14 protein-coding genes are annotated in these 17202 nt (G+C 63.3%); 6 read left to right on the forward strand and 8 right to left on the reverse strand.

Annotated elements, in window-relative coordinates; genetic code table 11:
- Positions 1-4: 4 nt before the first annotated feature.
- On the reverse strand, positions 5-214 hold the full coding sequence (locus B0G80_RS40890; RefSeq protein WP_012426254.1) for a DUF3311 domain-containing protein: 210 nt from the start codon (positions 212-214) through the stop codon (positions 5-7).
- A 282-nt stretch (positions 215-496) separates the two neighbouring features.
- On the opposite strand from B0G80_RS40890, the gene B0G80_RS40895 reads away from it, so the two are divergent.
- The 5 genes from B0G80_RS40895 (at position 497) to B0G80_RS40915 (ending at position 6885) form a co-directional block, all read left to right on the forward strand.
- Positions 497-907, forward strand: a complete 411-nt coding sequence (locus tag B0G80_RS40895; protein ID WP_116123220.1) for a nuclear transport factor 2 family protein — start codon at positions 497-499, stop codon at positions 905-907.
- A gap of 13 nt (positions 908-920) precedes the next feature.
- A complete protein-coding gene (locus tag B0G80_RS40900) occupies positions 921-2336 on the forward strand; it encodes an FAD-binding oxidoreductase (RefSeq protein WP_181920171.1) in 1416 nt (471 codons plus the stop codon).
- A gap of 257 nt (positions 2337-2593) precedes the next feature.
- Positions 2594-4024: an amino acid permease gene (locus tag B0G80_RS40905; protein WP_116123221.1), complete on the forward strand. Its 1431-nt coding sequence runs from the start codon at positions 2594-2596 to the stop codon at positions 4022-4024.
- A gap of 138 nt (positions 4025-4162) precedes the next feature.
- Positions 4163-5152: an AAA family ATPase gene (locus B0G80_RS40910; RefSeq protein ID WP_116123222.1), complete on the forward strand. Its 990-nt coding sequence runs from the start codon at positions 4163-4165 to the stop codon at positions 5150-5152.
- The gene (locus B0G80_RS40915; RefSeq protein ID WP_116123223.1) at positions 5149-6885 is read left to right on the forward strand and encodes a cobaltochelatase CobT-related protein; all 1737 of its coding nucleotides are present in this window, start codon (positions 5149-5151) and stop codon (positions 6883-6885) included. Before B0G80_RS40910 ends, B0G80_RS40915 begins: the two co-directional genes overlap by 4 nt.
- A gap of 21 nt (positions 6886-6906) precedes the next feature.
- On the opposite strand, the gene B0G80_RS40920 is transcribed toward B0G80_RS40915, so the two are convergent.
- The 7 genes from B0G80_RS40920 to tauA all read right to left on the reverse strand — a co-directional run bounded on the left by B0G80_RS40920 (position 6907) and on the right by tauA (position 15344).
- On the reverse strand, positions 6907-7668 hold the full coding sequence (locus B0G80_RS40920; RefSeq protein WP_116123224.1) for a sulfite exporter TauE/SafE family protein: 762 nt from the start codon (positions 7666-7668) through the stop codon (positions 6907-6909).
- The gene (pta, locus tag B0G80_RS40925) at positions 7665-8702 is read right to left on the reverse strand and encodes a phosphate acetyltransferase (protein WP_116123935.1); all 1038 of its coding nucleotides are present in this window, start codon (positions 8700-8702) and stop codon (positions 7665-7667) included. Before pta ends, B0G80_RS40920 begins: the two co-directional genes overlap by 4 nt.
- A gap of 147 nt (positions 8703-8849) precedes the next feature.
- The gene (gene xsc / locus B0G80_RS40930) at positions 8850-10682 is read right to left on the reverse strand and encodes a sulfoacetaldehyde acetyltransferase (RefSeq protein WP_181196469.1); all 1833 of its coding nucleotides are present in this window, start codon (positions 10680-10682) and stop codon (positions 8850-8852) included.
- 187 nt (positions 10683-10869) lie between these two features.
- Entirely contained in the window at positions 10870-12303 is a 1434-nt protein-coding gene (gene phnY / locus B0G80_RS40935; protein WP_116123936.1) for a phosphonoacetaldehyde dehydrogenase, read from the reverse strand.
- Between the two features lie 221 nt (positions 12304-12524).
- The gene (locus B0G80_RS40940) at positions 12525-13340 is read right to left on the reverse strand and encodes an ABC transporter permease subunit (RefSeq protein WP_241974999.1); all 816 of its coding nucleotides are present in this window, start codon (positions 13338-13340) and stop codon (positions 12525-12527) included.
- Positions 13341-13437: 97 nt separating this feature from the next.
- Positions 13438-14253, reverse strand: a complete 816-nt coding sequence (locus tag B0G80_RS40945) for a taurine ABC transporter ATP-binding protein (protein ID WP_116123225.1) — start codon at positions 14251-14253, stop codon at positions 13438-13440.
- A 32-nt stretch (positions 14254-14285) separates the two neighbouring features.
- On the reverse strand, positions 14286-15344 hold the full coding sequence (tauA, locus tag B0G80_RS40950; RefSeq protein WP_116123226.1) for a taurine ABC transporter substrate-binding protein: 1059 nt from the start codon (positions 15342-15344) through the stop codon (positions 14286-14288).
- 301 nt (positions 15345-15645) lie between these two features.
- On the opposite strand from tauA, the gene B0G80_RS40955 reads away from it, so the two are divergent.
- Positions 15646-17172, forward strand: a complete 1527-nt coding sequence (locus B0G80_RS40955) for a PLP-dependent aminotransferase family protein (protein ID WP_116123227.1) — start codon at positions 15646-15648, stop codon at positions 17170-17172.
- The last annotated feature ends 30 nt before the right edge of the window (positions 17173-17202 follow it).

The following is a 17202-nucleotide window of genomic DNA, read 5'->3' on the forward strand; positions in this document are numbered from 1 at the left end:
TCCTTTAGCTGTTTTGCGGGTGGGACTCGTCGTGGCGGCAGTCGAACACGCGCCAGCAGATCATCAGGCACCCGGAGGTGAGGATGAACCACGCGAAGATCCAGGCATAGATGAACGGCACGCCCAACACGAAGCGATCGACGGACGCCACCCACGGCAGCAGGCCGACCACGCCAAGATAGGGAATGCCGAGTCCGATAAACAGTTTGAGCACGTCAACTCCTCGCAGCATGTGGCCAATGCCCTCAGTGTTGCCGAACAAAAAAATAGAACCATAGAGCCAGTTCACGGGAGTCGATGAGTCCAATTCAGCACTTGCCGCAAACGTCGCGAAACCCGCGTCACGAGGCGCTGCACCAGGCGAAAGCACCGCACTGGACCTACCGGCTAAAAACCCCCCTGCCTACAATTTCCTCACGGATCGCCAGCCACCGGCGGCGTCTCATGCCTTATCGAAACGAACGCGAAAGCGAAAGTCATCCAGGAGGAGAAAGCAATGGCTCAAACACAGACCCCGCTGCAGCACGTCACGGCCGAGACACTGGCCGCGTTTTCCGATGCGTTCAATCGTCATGACGCAAACGCGTTGATGACCTTCATGACCGACGATTGCGTGTTCGATGCGGCAGGCGGTCCGGAAGTCTTCGGCGCACGCTTCGTGGGTCGCGAGGCGACGCGCGCGGCCTTCGAAGCCGTCTTCAAGACCTTTCCCGACGCGCATTGGGGCAAGGGCCGCCATTATGTGATCGGTGAACGCGGCGTGTCCGAGTGGGTGTTCACGGGAACGCACGCGGAAGGCTGGCGCATCGAGGCGGAAGGTTGCGACCTGTTCGAGTTCCGCGATGGCCTCATCGCGGTCAAGCGGGCTTTCCGCAAGGAACGTCCGAAGCAGAACCTCGCACGCTGATCGGGAGCTTCACATGGAGTACAGTGAAATCGAACGGGTCGCGCAAGGCATGCCCTCCGGCCGCGAAGGCGACACGCGCTACGATCCGGCGTACGACCCGCTGGTGTCGCCGGGACCGGGCTGGGGCAAGCAATATGCGCCGACCTACTGGGTCGCGACCGCGGGCACGCCGCCCGAAGACGACGGCCCGATTACGGCGGACGTCGACGTGGATGTGGCGATCATCGGCGGCGGCTATACCGGGCTCGCCACGGCGCTCTGTCTGGCGCGGGAGCACGGCATCAAGGCGGTCGTGCTGGAAGCCAACAAGACGAGCTGGGGCTGCAGCAGCCGCAACGGCGGGCAAGGTCAGAACGCCTCGGGCCGCCTGTCGCGTTCGCAATGGATCGAGCGTTGGGGCAAAGACGTCGCATTGAAAATGCACGACGAGATTCAGGAAGGCTTCGACAACTTCAAATCGCTGGTCGCGGAAATCGATTGCGATCCGCAACCCGGTGGCCACTTTCTCATCGCACACCGTCCGCGCATCATGCAGAAGCTCGCCGCCGAGGCCAAGGTCTGGAAGGACGTGTTCGGCTATCCGTCCGAGCTGATCGACAAGCAGACCTTCCAGCGCGAATACGTCAACGATCACGAAGCAGCCGGTGCGCTGCACGAGCCCGAGGGTATCGGCATTCATGCGTTGAAGCTCGCTTTCGGCTATCTGCGGCTGGCCCGCGAGGCGGGCGCCAAGGTGCATCCGGCGAGTCCGGTGCTCGGCTGGGAAACGATCAACGGCGTGCATCATTTGCGCACGCCTGGCGGCATCGTGCGTGCGCGCGCGGTCGGCATTGCAACGGGCGCGTATACGTCGCAAACGCTGCACGACTCGCTGCGCAGCCGCGTCATGCCGATCCTGTCGAATTCGATGGTCACGCGCCCGCTCACGAAGCAGGAAATCGACGCGTGCAACTTTCGCACGACCCAGGTGCTGACCGATACGCGCACGCTGCGTTTCTACTATCGCTTTCTGCCGGACAATCGCTTGCAGATCGGCAGCCGCTCCGCGATCACTGGCGCCGACGCACCCAATACGCGGCACTACGATCTGCTGGTCAACGGCATGCTGCGCAAATTTCCGGCCTTGCGCGGCGTTCCGATCGATTACTCGTGGTGGGGCTGGGTGGACGTCAGCCATGACATGATGCCGCGCGTGTATCAGCCGGATCCGATGCAGACGGTGTATTACGCGCTCGGCTACGGCGGCAACGGCGTGTCGTACTCGCAGCAGGCCGGGCGGCGGCTCGCTGAACGCATCGCGGGAAAGGGTGCGAAGCAGACGTTGCCGATCTTCACGTCGCCGTTGCCGGGGCACCCGTTCGCGCCATTCCGGCGCATTGGCCAGCGGATGCTGTATCAACTGTATTTCCGGCGCGACGAAAAACCCTGATGCAGCGGGCGGAGAATCGCCCGCGCGCCGGGTGGCGCTGAACCTGCAACTCGCAACTCGCCGCGCGCGCTGTGCAACCGCGCACCCAACGGCGCACACTTGCACCATGCGCGAGAGTCGCGCGGTGCTTCATCAAAAATCACAGGGCGAGACGCATGGGCGTCCTCGCCCCATCCAGTATTGACGACGATAGGACCGGGGCGGCCGCGAAAGCGGGCCGGCCCGGTCCGCGATCGGATAACGGAATTGGAGGTGACATGCAGCGATCTACAGACACAACGGAATTGAAGGCGGGCCTCAAACAGCGCCACATGACGATGATCGCGCTCGGTGGCGTGATTGGCGCGGGGCTTTTCGTCGGCAGCGGCGTGGTCGTGCAACAGGCCGGCCCCGCGGCGGTGCTGTCGTTTCTGATTACCGGCGCGCTGGTCGTGCTGGTCATGCGGATGCTCGGCGAAATGGCCTGCGCGATGCCGGCCGTCGGTTCGTTCTACGAATACGCGCGGCTCGCGTTCGGCGGCAAGCGCGCGTCGGGCAACCTCGCGGGTTTTCTGACCGGCTGGATGTACTGGTATTTCTGGGTCATCGTCGTGGCGGTCGAGGCCGTGGCCGGGGCGAAACTCGTGCAGTTCTGGCTACCCGACGTTCCCGCGTGGGCAATCAGTCTCGTGCTGCTGGTCACGCTCACGGCGACCAACCTGGTATCCGTCGGCAGCTACGGCGAATTCGAGTTCTGGTTCGCGTCGATCAAGGTCGCCGCGATCATGGTGTTCCTGTTTCTCGGCGGCATGTATGTGCTGGGTCTGTGGCCCGCCGCGAAGCATGTCACCGCCGTGCTGCCGACGCTGCTCTCGCACGGCGGCTTGATGCCGAAGGGAATCGGACCCGTACTGAGCGGCGCGGTCGCCGCCACGGGCTTTTACTTCGGCGCGGAGATCGTCACGATCGCGGCGGCCGAAGCGCAGGAACCCGCCAAGGCGGTCGCCAAAGCAACCAACTCGGTGATTACGCGCGTGCTGGTTTTTTATGTCGGTTCGATTCTGCTCGTCGTCGCGCTGGTGCCGTGGAACTCTCCGAAGATGGCGACGCCGTACGTGAGCGCGCTCGATGCCATGGGTATTCCAGCGGCCGCCAGCGTGATGAATGCCATCGTGCTGACCGCAGTGCTGTCGGCGCTCAACTCAGGGCTGTACGCCGCGTCGCGGATGATCTTCGCGCTGACGCGCCACGGCGACGCGCCCGCCGCGCTCGCCAGGGTCAACCGTCGCGGCGTGCCGGTTCGCGCGATTCTGATCGGCACCGTGTTCGGCTATGCGTCGGTAGTGATGTCGTATGTGTCGCCGGATACCGTGTTCGCTTTCCTCGTGAATTCGTACGGCACGGTGGCGATTTTCGTGTACGTGCTGATCGCCATTTCGCAACTGAAACTGCGTGCTCGCATCGAGCGCGATGCGCCTGAGAAACTGCGCGTCAGGATGTGGTGCTACCCGTACCTCACGTGGGTCGCGATCGTCGGCATGGTCGGCATTCTGGTGGCGATGGCGTTCATTCCCGAGCAACGTCAACCGTTGTGGTTTGGCGTAGCGAGCCTCGGCGTGTTGCTTCTTGCTTATCTGCTGCGCGTCCGCAAGGCCGGCTCCGGGTTCAGCGAACCGGACACGCTGGAATACAGGCATCACCATCGCTGATATCAGTGATGCACTGCGGCTGTAAAAAACGAGATGATTTGTATCGAAAAAAGAAAGTGCGTATGATGGACCGGCAAGGTCGCGCCGCCAACCTGTTGGCCGCCGGCCTTCGTCGTGACGAAGCGCGAGGAGACCGTAGTGACCGATATCGTGACAGGCAAGCCGGACCGGATGGTCTCGGTGCGCACGTTGTTTGGCATCGACTCAGACTTGATGGTGCCGGCCTTCAGCGAACGCGACGACCACGTTCCGGAAATCGACGAGGTATATCGCTTCAATCCAGAAGTGACGCTGGCGATTCTCGCTGGCTTCATGCGCGAGCGCCGCGTGATGGTGCAGGGCTTGCATGGCACGGGCAAATCGACGCATATCGAACAGGTCGCGGCGCGTCTGAACTGGCCGTGCGTGCGGGTGAATCTCGACGGCCATATCAGCCGTCTCGATCTGGTGGGCAAAGACGCGATCATCGTGCGCGACGACGTGCAGGTCACCGAGTTTCAGGAAGGCATCGTGCCGTGGGCGCTGCAACGGCCCATGGCGTTGATCTTCGACGAATACGACGCGGGCCGTCCCGACGTGATGTTCGTGATCCAGCGCATTCTCGAGCGCGACGGCAAATTCACGCTGCTCGATCAGAACCGCGTGATTCACCCGCATCCGTATTTCCGCTTGTTCGCTACGACCAACACGGTTGGCCTCGGCAATCTGAACGGGTTGTACCACGGCACGCAGTTGTTGAACCACGCGCAGCTGGACCGTTGGAATGTGGTCGCCACGCTCAACTATCTGCCGCGTGCCGAGGAAGCCGGCATTGTGCTGGCGCGTGTGCCCGAACTCGCCGACGACACCGGCCGCGCGCTGATCGAATCGATGATCAGCGTCGCGGAACTGACGCGCAAAGGCTTCGCGACCGGCGATCTCTCCACGCTGATGTCGCCGCGCACCGTGATCGACTGGGCGGAAAACTGCCAGATCTTCCGCGATCCGGCCATGGCGTTTCGCCTGACCTTCGTCAACAAGTGCGACGAGGCCGAACGGTCCGTCGTGGCCGAGTATTTCCAGCGCTGCTTCGATAGGGAACTGGAAAGCACGGCGGAGCGCGAGATGCGCTCGACGGTGCCGCAATGACGCCTGCCGAGCGGCAAGCGACACGCCGCGCCGAACAGCGTCAGAATCTGTGCGCGGCGGCGGTGCGCGCATTGACCGGCGACGCCGAGCTGCATTACCGAGCCGGCCGTTTGTACCGTGGTCTGCGTCCGGTGCCTCTGCATGCGCCGCATCTGCGCACTGACCCGCAGCTGGATGATTTGCGTTCCTTGCGCGGTGCCGCGGACGGCGCCGCATTACGCCTCACGCATTCCGACGCGAATCTCCACGCGAGTCTATGTCCCACTGAGCAGGCCGACCCGGTCGAGCGACTCCTGTTCGAACTGTTCGAGCAGCTACGTTGCGAAGCGCTTGCGCCGGCCGGCATGCCGGGACTCGCGCAGAATCTGCGCCATCGTTTCGAAACATGGTCACGGGCTTTCTATCGCACGGGACTGACCGATGGCCACCTCGGCATTCTGCTTTACACGGTGGCCCAGATCGTCTGGTCGCGTCTGTCGGGTTGGCCGGTGCTGGAAGAAACAGAAGGTCTGATTGAGGCCACCCGCGCAGCGATCACGCCGATCTTGGGCGTGTCGCTCGCGGCGCTGCGGCGGCATAGAACGGAGCAGGGCGAGTTTGCACTTCATGCTCTCGAATTGGCCCGTCTCGTTAGTCAGATGATGCGTGACGCGCGTGCGGAGTCAGTCGAAGATGCAGAAGCCCAGACGCCGGAAGACGACGAAGCGGTGCGTGCCATGTTCGCACTCTGGTTCGATACCGACGACGGCGAGCAGGTCGACATGGGTCTCGCCGCCACCGGCGAAAGCCGCGTGCTCAGAGAGGCCGAGCATCGCTACCTGGCGTACACCACGCGCTACGACCGTGAGTTCGTGCCGGGCTCGCGCATCCGCGGCGAATTGCTGGCGCAATACCGCGACCAGCTCGACAAGCGCATTGCCGCGCAGCGCATCAACGTGCCGCGGCTCGCGTATGCGCTCAAGGCCGCGCTCGCCGTGCCGCAGCGCGACGGCTGGTCGTTCGGCGAAGAGCACGGCCGTATCGACGGCCGGCGTCTGTCCCAACTGGTCAGCTCGCCGGCCGAGCGGCGCCTGTTTTTACTCGAACGGCACAAGCCGATTGCTGATTGCGTGGTGAGTTTTCTTATCGATTGTTCGGGGTCCATGCGAACCTATATCGAACCGGTGGCGATGCTGGTCGACGTGCTCACCCGCGCGCTCGATCAGGCTGGTGTCGCGAGCGAGGTGCTGGGTTTCTCGACCGGTGCCTGGAATGGCGGCCGTGCGCGGCAAGACTGGCTGGCCGGCGGCCGGCCGTCGCATCCGGGGCGGCTCAACGAGGTCGCCCATCTCGTCTTCAAGGACGCGGCGACTAGCTGGCGGCGCGCTCGCGCCGACATCGCGGCGTTGTTCAAGGCCGATCTGTTCCGCGAAGGCGTGGACGGCGAAGCGGTCGACTGGGCTTGCACGCGGCTGCGCGCGCGTGCCGAGGCGCGGCGGATTCTCGTCGTGATTTCAGACGGCAGCCCGATGGACAGTGCGACCGCCCAGGTCAACGATGCCTACTACCTCGACAATCATCTGAAGCAAGTGGTGGCACGCAACGAAGCCGCGCGCGATGTCGAGTTGCTGGGCCTTGGCGTCGGACTCGATCTCAGTCCGTATTACCGCCGTTGCCTCGCGGTCGATCTGTCCACGCCGCCTGACATGTCGCTGTTTGCCGAACTCGTCGGCTGGATCGGCGCGCGGCGCTAGGGCGCATGTGTCCGCGGCGTCTTAACGGAGCAACTGCTGCAACGCATGCAGAATCAGCGAGCCGCCGATCACCACCAGAATCGCATACGCGATGCGGCGTGTCATCACACCCGACAGTGGCGGCGGATACTGCCGCGCGACGAGCGTCATCAGCGCGACGACCGGGACCGCGAACGCGGCCTGCATCCAGATATCGGCGTCGAGTTGGCCCTCATACGCGCTGAACAGCGTACGAGTGATCGAAGTCACTGTGAAGATCAGAATCAACGCGTAGCGGATCTGCATGAGCGAGAGCGGCTGGCGATAGAACTGAAAAATCAACGGCGGCCCGGATACGCCGAACATCCCGCTCAGCAGACCGCCGAACAGGCCGCTCACGAAGAAACTCCGGTCGCCCGAGCGGCAAGCGAGCGGCGCCGGCCGCAGCGCCGCGCTTAAGCCGCCATACAGCACCACGGCGCCCAGCAGCAGTTGCAATACGCTGGAAGCCGAATTGCTCAACAGATCCAGCACCAGCACGCCCGCCACCACCGACGGCAGAATCCCCAACGTGGCGGCGCCCACCGCGCGCCAGTCGATGTGATGCAGTTTGCCGGGCAAGGCGGCTGCGCTGTTGGCGAGCGTCACGAGGCTGAGCAAAGCGGCGAGACTCGTGACCGGCGCCAGGTCCAGGCCGCTGGCAGCGCCGATCACGATCATGCTCAGACCGAAGCCGGTGATGGTTTGAAAATAGCTCGCGACGCCCATCAGCGCGAGCAGAGGCAGCAACTTCTGAACGATCATGAACGAGACGGCGTGAGGAGGGCGTCGGGATGCGTGAGCGCGGCTTGCGCCTGCACCGCGGTGACGGCGGTGACGTAGTAGATGTCGTCCGCGCTGCAACCGCGCGAAAGGTCGTTGGCGGGCTTGCGCAGGCCTTGCAGCAGGGGGCCGATCGCCTTCGCGCCGCCGATCCGCTCGGCCAGCTTGTAGCCGATATTGCCCGCCTCGAGACTCGGAAACACCAGCACGTTGGCGTGGCCTTCAACTTGCGAATGCTTGACCTTGCGCAGCGCGATTTCGGAGACGATGGCCGCGTCGAGTTGAACGTCGCCGTCGATCGCGAGATGCGGGCGGCGTTCCTGCACGATGTGAGTTGCGTTGACCACTTTGTCGACTGCCGCATGATGCGCGCTGCCGCTCGTCGAAAACGAGAGCATGGCCACGCGCGGTTCGTCCATCAGCAGGCTTTTTGCGCTGTCCGCCGCGGCCATCGCGATCTCGGCGAGTTGGGCGGCATCGGGTTCCACCACGAGTGCGCAATCGGAAAAGATCAAGCCGCCTTTGAGCGTGTGGAACGGCTCGCACAACATCATCAGAAAGAAGCTCGAGACGAGCTTGAATGACGGCGCAATGCCGATGATCTGGATCGCGGTGCGCACCACGTCGGCGGTGGTGTTGACCGCGCCGGACACGGAACCGTCGGCCTGGCCGAGGCGCACCATCAGGTTCGCGAAGCACAAAGGGTTGAGGATTACCTTCTGCGCCTGTTCGAGCGTCATGCCCTTCTTGCTGCGCAATGCGAACAATTCGTCGGCATATAACGGTGCGAGCGCCGAAGCGGCGGGGTCCACCAGTTCCATACCGTTTAGATCGATGTCGAAGCGGGCGGCGGCCTCGCGGATGCGCGCGGCGTCGCCCACCAGCAGAATGCGCGCAATGCCTTCGCGGCTCGCGCGTTGCGCGGCCTGCAACACGCGCGGGTCCTCGGCCTCGCTTAGCACGATACGCATCGGCGAACGGCGCGCGTGTTCAATGATGCGGTTGATGGCTTTCATAAGCGTGGCCGATGGCAGAGGTAGTGAGATCTGGAACGAAGAAGCCGGAGACAGCGCGCGTGAAAAGAATGCGCGCTGTTTCCGGCCGGTGAGCGCGGCGGCCTCGGTCCGCTTGAACACGGAGGCCGCCCGCGCCGCATGACACGCTCAGACGTAATCCTTGTACTTGTCGAGCATGCGCACCGGCTTGGAGAGCGCGTCGCGGCGGAACGGGTCGCCCAGTTCACGCGTACACATGATCTCGATGATGGTGGTCTTGCCGTGATTCATCTGCGCGTCGATCGCGCGCTTGAGCGCCGGGCCCACATCTTCGAGACGATCCACCACGATGCCTTCGGCGCCCATCGCGCGGGCAATCGCCGCGAAGCTCTGGTTGTCGAGTTCGCCCGCCACGAAGCGGCGATTGTAGAAGTCCACCTGGTTCTTCTTCTCCGCGCCCCACTGACGGTTGTGGAACACCACTGCCGTCACCGGAATGTTGTGGCGCACACAGGTCATGGTTTCCATCAGGCTCATGCCCCATGCACCATCGCCTGCATACGACACAGCCGGACGGTGCGGCGCGGCAACCTTCGCGCCGATGATGGTCGGAAACGCGTAGCCGCAATTGCCCCAGCTCATCGCCGCGAAGAAGCTGCGCGGCTTGTTGAAGCGCAGATAGCTGTTGGCCACCGAGTTGATGTTGCCGATATCGGTCGAGACCATCACGTCTTCAGGCATGGCCTTTTCCAGTTCGCGCAGCACCTGGCGCGGATGCAGATAAGCGCCGCCACCGGGCGTGCGTTCGTGCTTTTGCTCCTCGATCATGTCGAGGCTGTAGGCGTCGCGTTCGTGCGTCCAGTCGTCGAGTTCTTTTTCCCAGGCGGCTTTCTCGGATGCGATCTGAGCGCCGCGTTCCTCACGCGTGGCGTCGCTTGCGAGCTTGCGTCCCGCAAGGCGTTCGGTCAGCGCGACGGCGGCGGCCTTCGCGTCGCCGCAGATGCCCACCGAAATTTTCTTCACCAGGCCGAGCATCTTGTGGTCCGCATCGATCTGGATGATCTTTGCGTTGGTCGGCCAGTAGTCCATGCCGTGCTGCGGCAACGTGCCGAACGGTCCGAGGCGCGAGCCGAGCGCGATCACGACGTCGGCGCGCGACAGCAGCTTCATCGCCGCCTTCGAGCCTTGATAGCCGAGCGGGCCGCACCACAGCGGATGGTTGGCGGGGAACGAATCGTTGTGCAGATAGCTGTTGACGACCGGCGCGTTCAGCCGCTCAGCGAGCGCCTTGCATTCTTCGATCGCATCGGCCATCACCACGCCGCCGCCGGAAATGATCACCGGGAATTTGGCTTGCGCGAGCAGTTCAGCCGCTTCGTTCAGGCTCTGCTCACCGCCCGCGCCGCGATCGAGACGCTGCGGCTGGGGGATTTCTACCTTGACCTGACCGTAGAAGTAATCGCGCGGGATGTTGAGCTGGGTGGGTCCCATTTCCGCCATCGCGCGGTCGAAGCAGCGGCCCGTGAATTCGGCCATACGCGCCGGATGGGTGACGTGGCCTTGATACTTGGTGAACTCCTGGAACATGGGCAGTTGTTTGGCTTCCTGGAAGCCGCCCAGACCGATGCCCATGGTGCCGGCCTCCGGCGTGACGATCACGACCGGGCTGTGCGCCCAATAGGCCGCCGCAATGGCGGTGACGCAGTTGCTGATGCCGGGGCCGTTCTGGCCGATCACCACGCCGTGACGTCCCGAGACGCGCGAATAACCATCGGCCATGTGGCCGGCGCCTTGCTCGTGCACCACCGGAATCAGACGGATGCCGGCGGGCGCGAAGATGTCCATGGCGTCCATGAAGGCGGAGCCCATGATGCCGAACATATCGGTCACGCCGTTGGCCGCCAGGGTTTCGACAAACGCTTCCGACGGCGTCATGGCCTGCGGGCCGCTGGCACGGTTGTCGGCGGTAGCGTCACGCGGGGAAGGATTCTGCTCGCTCATGGGGTGTCTCCAGCTCTTTGAGATAAATGGAACAAAAAATACCGAAAAATGCTTGGTGTCTGAAATGTAGGCCAGTGGTTTCTGGCAGTCAACCAAAATTCAAATAAATGGAACGTTTTGTATCAAAAAAATGTGATGTTTTGTGGGGTTGCGGCTTGCGCCGTGGCAGCGGTGGCCGCTCACGGCCTTACTGCCACGGCAACGAGTACGTTTTGACGTTGGTGAAGCTCTTGATCGCTTCCTGGACACCTTCCTTGTAGCCGAGCCCCGAATCCTTGATGCCGCCGAACGGCGTCAGTTCGAGCCGGTAGCCCGGCACCTCGCGCACGTTCACGCTGCCCACCTCCAGCTCCGCGATAAACCGCGTGATGTAGTCGAGCCGGTTCGTGCAGACGGAAGAGGACAGGCCGTAATCGGTGGAGTTGGAGAGTCGGATCGCTTCGTCGATATCGCGGAAGCGGATGACCGGCGAAATCGGCCCGAAGGTTTCATAACGAACGAGCGGCATATCCGGCGTGACGTGATCGACCACGGTCGGCGAATAGAGCGCACCGCGGCGCACGTTGCCGACCAACAGCTTCGCGCCGCGGCTCACGGCGTCGTTGACTTGCGCTTCGAAGAATTTCGCGGCGTCTTCGTCGATCACGGTGCCCATGTCGGTGGCGGGATCGGCCGGGTCGCCGTAGCGTATCGCGCTGGTCTTCTCCACCAGCAATTCGACGAAGCGGTCCGCCACCGCTTCATGCACGAGCATCCGCTTGATCGCGGTGCAGCGCTGTCCCGAGTTCTTGTACGAGCCGGAAACGGCCAGCGTGCTCGCTTCGTCGAGATCCGCGTCTTCCATCACGATGATCGGATCGTTGCCGCCCAGTTCTAAAACCGCGCGCCGATACCCCATTGTGTTCGCGATGTATTTGCCAATGGCGACGCCGCCCGTGAACGTGATCAGGTCCACGTGCCGGTTCGTGATGAGTTCGTCGGCGATGTCTTTGGGGTCGCCCGTCACCACCTGGAGCATTTGTTGCGGCAGGCCGGCGCTGTAGAGAATGTCGGCGAGCAGGCAGGTGGACAGCGGCACCTTTTCCGACGGCTTGACGACGATCCGATTATTGGTCGCGATGGACGGCACGATCTTGTGCGCCACCTGGTTCATCGGATGATTGAACGGCGTGATCGCGCAGATCACGCCCAGCAGCGGTTCGCGCTGCGTGTAGACGCGGCGCTGTTTGCCGTGCGGTGTCAGATCGCAGGAGAAAATCTGGCCGTCGTCTTTCAGCGCTTCATTGGCGCCGAAGACCAATACGTCGCTGACGCGGCCGGCTTCGTAGAGCGAATCTTTTTTGCAGAGCCCCGATTCCGCGGTAATCAGGTCGGCGATTTCGCCGGTCCGCTCGCGCACGATATCCGCCGCGCGTCGCAGGATCTGTGCGCGCTCATAGCGTGTGAGCCGGGCGCGATACGCGTGCGCGTATTCGAAAGCATGGCGCACGTCGTCCACGGTGGCCTTCGGAACGGTGCCGACCAGTTCGCGCGTGAAAGGGTTGAATACTTCGATGACCTCGGCGCGCGTGACCCTTTCACCGCCGATGCGCATGGCCTCGTGGCGAATCGCAGTAGGCATCCGTGGTTTGAAGATGGCGTTCACGCGGCCCCCTGACTGGATTGACGATCGTGGAAGGTAAATGTCTTACCGTTGAGGTCGATAGTGCCGTTGGGCACGCCGACGGGGTAGAGCCAGCGTGGGGGAGTCGCTGAGTCCAGCGCCGTGTCACCACGTGACGCAAAGAGGAAAGGGCCCGAAGAAGGGCCCTTGTCAACGAACTGAACTGCGGTGAAGCCTCGTCAAACCTTCCCTTTCCAAGGCACCAGCACGCGCTCGATATAACGCATCAGCAAATCGAAGCACAGCGCAAAGAATCCGATCACGATGATCCCCATGATCACCACGTCGCTCGCGAGAAATTCCGCGGCGTTGAGCACCATGAAGCCGAGCCCGCTGGTCGAGGCGACCATTTCGGCGGCTACCAGCGTGGTCCAGCCCACGCCGATGCCGATCCGCATGCCGGTAAAGATCTCCGGCATCGCCGACTTCAGGATCACGTACAGCACCACTTGCGTGCGCGAGGCGCCCATCGAATACGCGGCGTGAATCTGCTCGATCGACACCGACCGCACGCCCGCGCGGGCCGCGATTGCGAGCGGCGCGAAGATCGCCAGGTAGATCAGCAGCACCTTCGAGAATTCGCCGATGCCGAACCAGATGATGATGAGCGGCAAGTACGCGAGCGGCGGCAACGGCCGGTAGAACTCGATCGGCGGATCGAACGCACCGCGCGCGAAGCGCGACACACCCATCATCACGCCGACGGGTATCGCCGTGAGACAGGCGAGTGCGAACGCGCCGAACACCCGCAGCAAGCTGATGCCGGTGTGCTGGGCGAGCGTCGAATTGGCGAAGCCTTCCGTCGCGACGTAGATGAACTTCGCGTAGACGGCCTGTGGCGATGGCAGGAACAGCGGCTTGATCCAGTGCAGATTGGTCGCCGCAAACCAGAGCGCAAGGAATGCGGCCACGGTGATCAGGCTCGTGGCGACGCTGCTGCCTTGTCCCGGCACGCCGAACGTGTCGCCGGGCCGGGCGGGCTTCTTCGCGAGCATACGAGGTCCACGACCCGGTCTGCGCGGCGGTCGGACCGGCGTGTTCGTCTCCATGGGCGCGGCCTCGCCGTGCAACACGGCATGAGCGGATTTAGAACTAAGCATGAGCGACTCCCGCCTCGGCGCCGTGCATCTTCTCGTCGCCGTAAATGATGTTGAGAACCTGCTCGCGCATCGCGATGAAATCGGGACTCGATTTGATCGCCCGTGCGTCGCGCGTTTCGAGAAAACGGCGATTGAAGTCCAGTTCGTAGGTATGCGTGATGCGGCCGGGACGCGGTGACATCACGATCAGCCGGCTCGCGAGGAACAGCGCCTCCTCCACGCTGTGCGTGATGAAGAAAAACATCTTGTTGGTCTTCTTCCAGACGTCGAGCAGAAGCTCCTGAATGGTTTCCCGAGTGAGCGCGTCGAGCGCGGCCATCGGCTCGTCCATCAGCAGCATCGCCGGATCGCAGGTGAGCGCGCGGGCAATGCCGACGCGCTGCTGCATGCCGCCGGAGAGCTGATAGATCATGTGCTTGTGGAAGTCCTGCAAGCCGACCAGCGCGAGATTGCGCACGGCAATTTCGCGCCGCTGCGCACGCGGCACGCCTTGCAGCTTGAGGCCGAATTCCGCGTTGTCGATCACGTTCAACCACGGCAAGAGCGCATGCTTCTGGAACACCACGCCGCGGTCCGCCCCCGGCCCCGCGATGGGCTCGCCGCCGAGCAGCAACTCGCCGCGGCTCGGTGCGATGAAGCCTGCCATCAGCGATAACAACGTGGTCTTGCCGCAGCCGGATGCGCCCAGCGCGACCACGAAGTCACCCGAGCGGATCGTCAGGTTGATATCGTCGAGCGCCTGCACGGTCTGGCCGGGGCGCCGCCCCGGAAACACCACGCTCACGTTTCTGACTGTCATGTTTTCCATGTTGCCTCCTGATCTCGCGGATCACGGTTACGTCATTTGAGTTGCGCGGCGGCTTCGGCGTAAGCCGGTGTCACGAATTTTGAGTAGTCCGGCAACACGGTGCCGATCTGCTTCTGGCTCTTCAGGAACTCCGACGTGTCCTTCAGTGCGAGCGCGGCGCGGCTCGTCGTACCGCCGCCCAGCCATTGCGCGGATGCTTGTTCGCTCACCGTGGGGAACGCGTACAGCGACAGCGACGCCGGCACTTCCGCCGGCGAGCCGCCGATCATCTTCGCGATGGCCGCCGCTTGCGGCGAGCTGGCATTCCATTGCGACGGATCGTTACGGTACTGCTGGTCGGCGTCGGCGATCGCCTTGACGAGTTTCACCATGAAGTCCTTGTGTTCCTCGCCCCATTTGCGATCGACCACAATGCCGTCGAAGGTCGGCTTGCCGAGCTTCGAGAGGTCGCCGGAGGTGATCAGCACCTTGCCGCTTTTCTTCAGTTCAGCGAGCGCAGGGTCCCACACATAGGCGGCGTCGATGTCGCCGCGCGACCAGGCCGCGACGATCTGATTGGGCTGCATGTTGAGAATCTTCAGGTCAGACGGATTGATGCCCCAGTGCTGCAGCGCGAACATGGTGTGATAGTGGGTTGTCGACACGAACGGCACGCCGATGGTCTTGCCCTTCAGGTCCGCCGGCTTCGTGATGCCCGAGCCGTTGCGCACCACCATCGCTTCGGCCTGGTTGATGTTGTCGAGAATCCAGAAGAGCTGCAGATCGAGGCCCTGGCTCACGGCGGCGGCGAGCGGGCTGGAACCGATCACGCCGACCTTGACGTCGCCGGACGCCAGCGCGGTTGCGACCTTCGCGCCGGACTCGAACTGCCGCCAGTTGATCTTGTAGCCGGTGGCCTTTGCGATCGACCCGTTCGCGATGCCGACCACCCACGGGTCGACGATCTGCTGATAGGCAATCGTGATTTCCTTGTCCTCGGCGTGGGCGGGCGTCGCCGCGAAACACGCCGTGGCGGCGCAAACCAGCGACAGGATGCAACGTGCCGTCCGGTGGAACCACGGCCGTAATGTCGAGTTTTTATGGCGTTTCATAATAGGTCTCACAATAGGTTTGATCAGCGGTTTGATCAGCGGGTTTCAACAGCGGCTGTCGGTGGAGCATGGAACTCGTATGACCACGACGGGTGCTTGTCCCAATCGCGTTGGACGGGGTGAGTCGAGTATCGTCAGTAAAAAATAGAGCAAGTTAGTGCCAGACGGCGCCGATCGTTGAGTCCACATCGGCGCGTCAAGCCGTTCTGGCCGGCCCGCGCCGTCGCCGCTCACGCGGCAGAAGGCTCTCACGTGCAGCGCCGGCGTGACTGGCGCGGCTCGTTCACTTTCAGGAGGAAGCATGTCTAGCCGTACAGCGACGGCCCTTTGGACGCAGCGTTTCCAGCGTCCGAGCGACTCGAACATGAGCCTGCAAGGGCAGATTCGCCAGATGCTGGTGGCTGCGATTCTGGATGGCCAACTGCCGCCGCAGACCGCGTTGCCGTCCAGCCGGGAACTGGCCGATCAACTGAGCGTCGCGAGAAATACGGTCGTGCTGGCGTACCAGCAGCTCGTGGAGGAGGGCTATCTGATTTCCCGCGAGCGCAGCGGGCACTTCGTCAATCCGGCGATGCTGGAGGGACGGCACGGCTTCAAGGCGGCGCAGACGGTGCCCGGCAGCGAGCAGGAGCACGCGCCCGCGCGCCCCGATTGGGGCCAGCGCGTGCAACGTCGGCCGTCCGCGCAGCGCAATATCGTCAAGCCGGGCAACTGGCAGGATTACGAATATCCCTTTATCTATGGGCAATTCGACCAGTCGCTCTTTCCGACCAACGACTGGCGGGAATGCTGCATGAAGGCGCTGTCGGTGATGGAGATCCGCAATTGGGCGCCCGACCTGATCGGCCGCGACGACGACACGCTGATCCAGCAGATCCGCACGCGCGTGCTGCCACGGCGCGGCGTGTTTGCGATGCCGGACGAGATCGTCATCACAATCGGCTGTCAGCAGGCGTTATATCTGATCGCCGATCTGCTCGCGCGTGAGCGCACCGCGGTGGGATTCGAAAACCCGGGCTACCCGGACGCGCGCAACATCTTCGAGAACCGCAACGCGCAACTCATACCGCTGCCGGTCGACGAGGGTGGCGTGCGCCCCGTTGAAGACGCGCACCTGTTCGCCCAATGCGACTATGTCTACGTGACGCCGAGCCACCAATGCCCGACCACGGCCACCATGCCGATCGAACGCCGGCATGCGTTGCTGGAACTGGCGCAGAAGCACGACTTCGTGCTGATCGAAGACGACTACGAGAGCGAGAACAACTTCTCGGGCCTGCCGCATCCGGCGCTCAAGAGTCTGGATAAGGCTGACCGCGTGATCTACATCGGCAGTCTTTCGAAGACGTTCGCGCCGGGCCTGCGGCTCGGCTATATCGTCGGTCCCCGCGAACTGGTGCAGGAATTGCGCGCGTTGCGCCGCCTCATGGTGCGGCATCCGGCGGCGTACATTCAGCGTGCGTTCGCGACGTTTCTCTCGCTCGGCCATCATGACGCGCTGCTTCGCCGATTGGCCCACGCTTATCGCGAGCGCGCGCTGGCGCTGATGGCGGCGCTCGATACGTACCTGCCCGAAGCGCGTCACATCCCGATCACGGGTGGGGCGTCGTGCTGGGTGGAAGGTCCGCCCTGGCTCGACGCCGTACGTCTTGCCGACGACGCCGAACAGCAGGGCATTCTGATCGAACTGGGCGGCGTGTTCTTCATGGACGGCCTGCAGCAGAAGAACTGCTTCCGGATGGGCTTCTCGGCGATCAAGCTCGACAAGATCGACGCCGGCGTTCGCCTGCTGGCCGAACTCGTGCGCAAGCAGAAGCCGGCGCTTTAACCGCGCCTGCCGTCAGAGACACGCGAAGGG

The organism is Paraburkholderia sp. BL6669N2 (genome assembly GCF_003387275.1).
GTDB lineage: Bacteria > Pseudomonadota > Gammaproteobacteria > Burkholderiales > Burkholderiaceae > Paraburkholderia.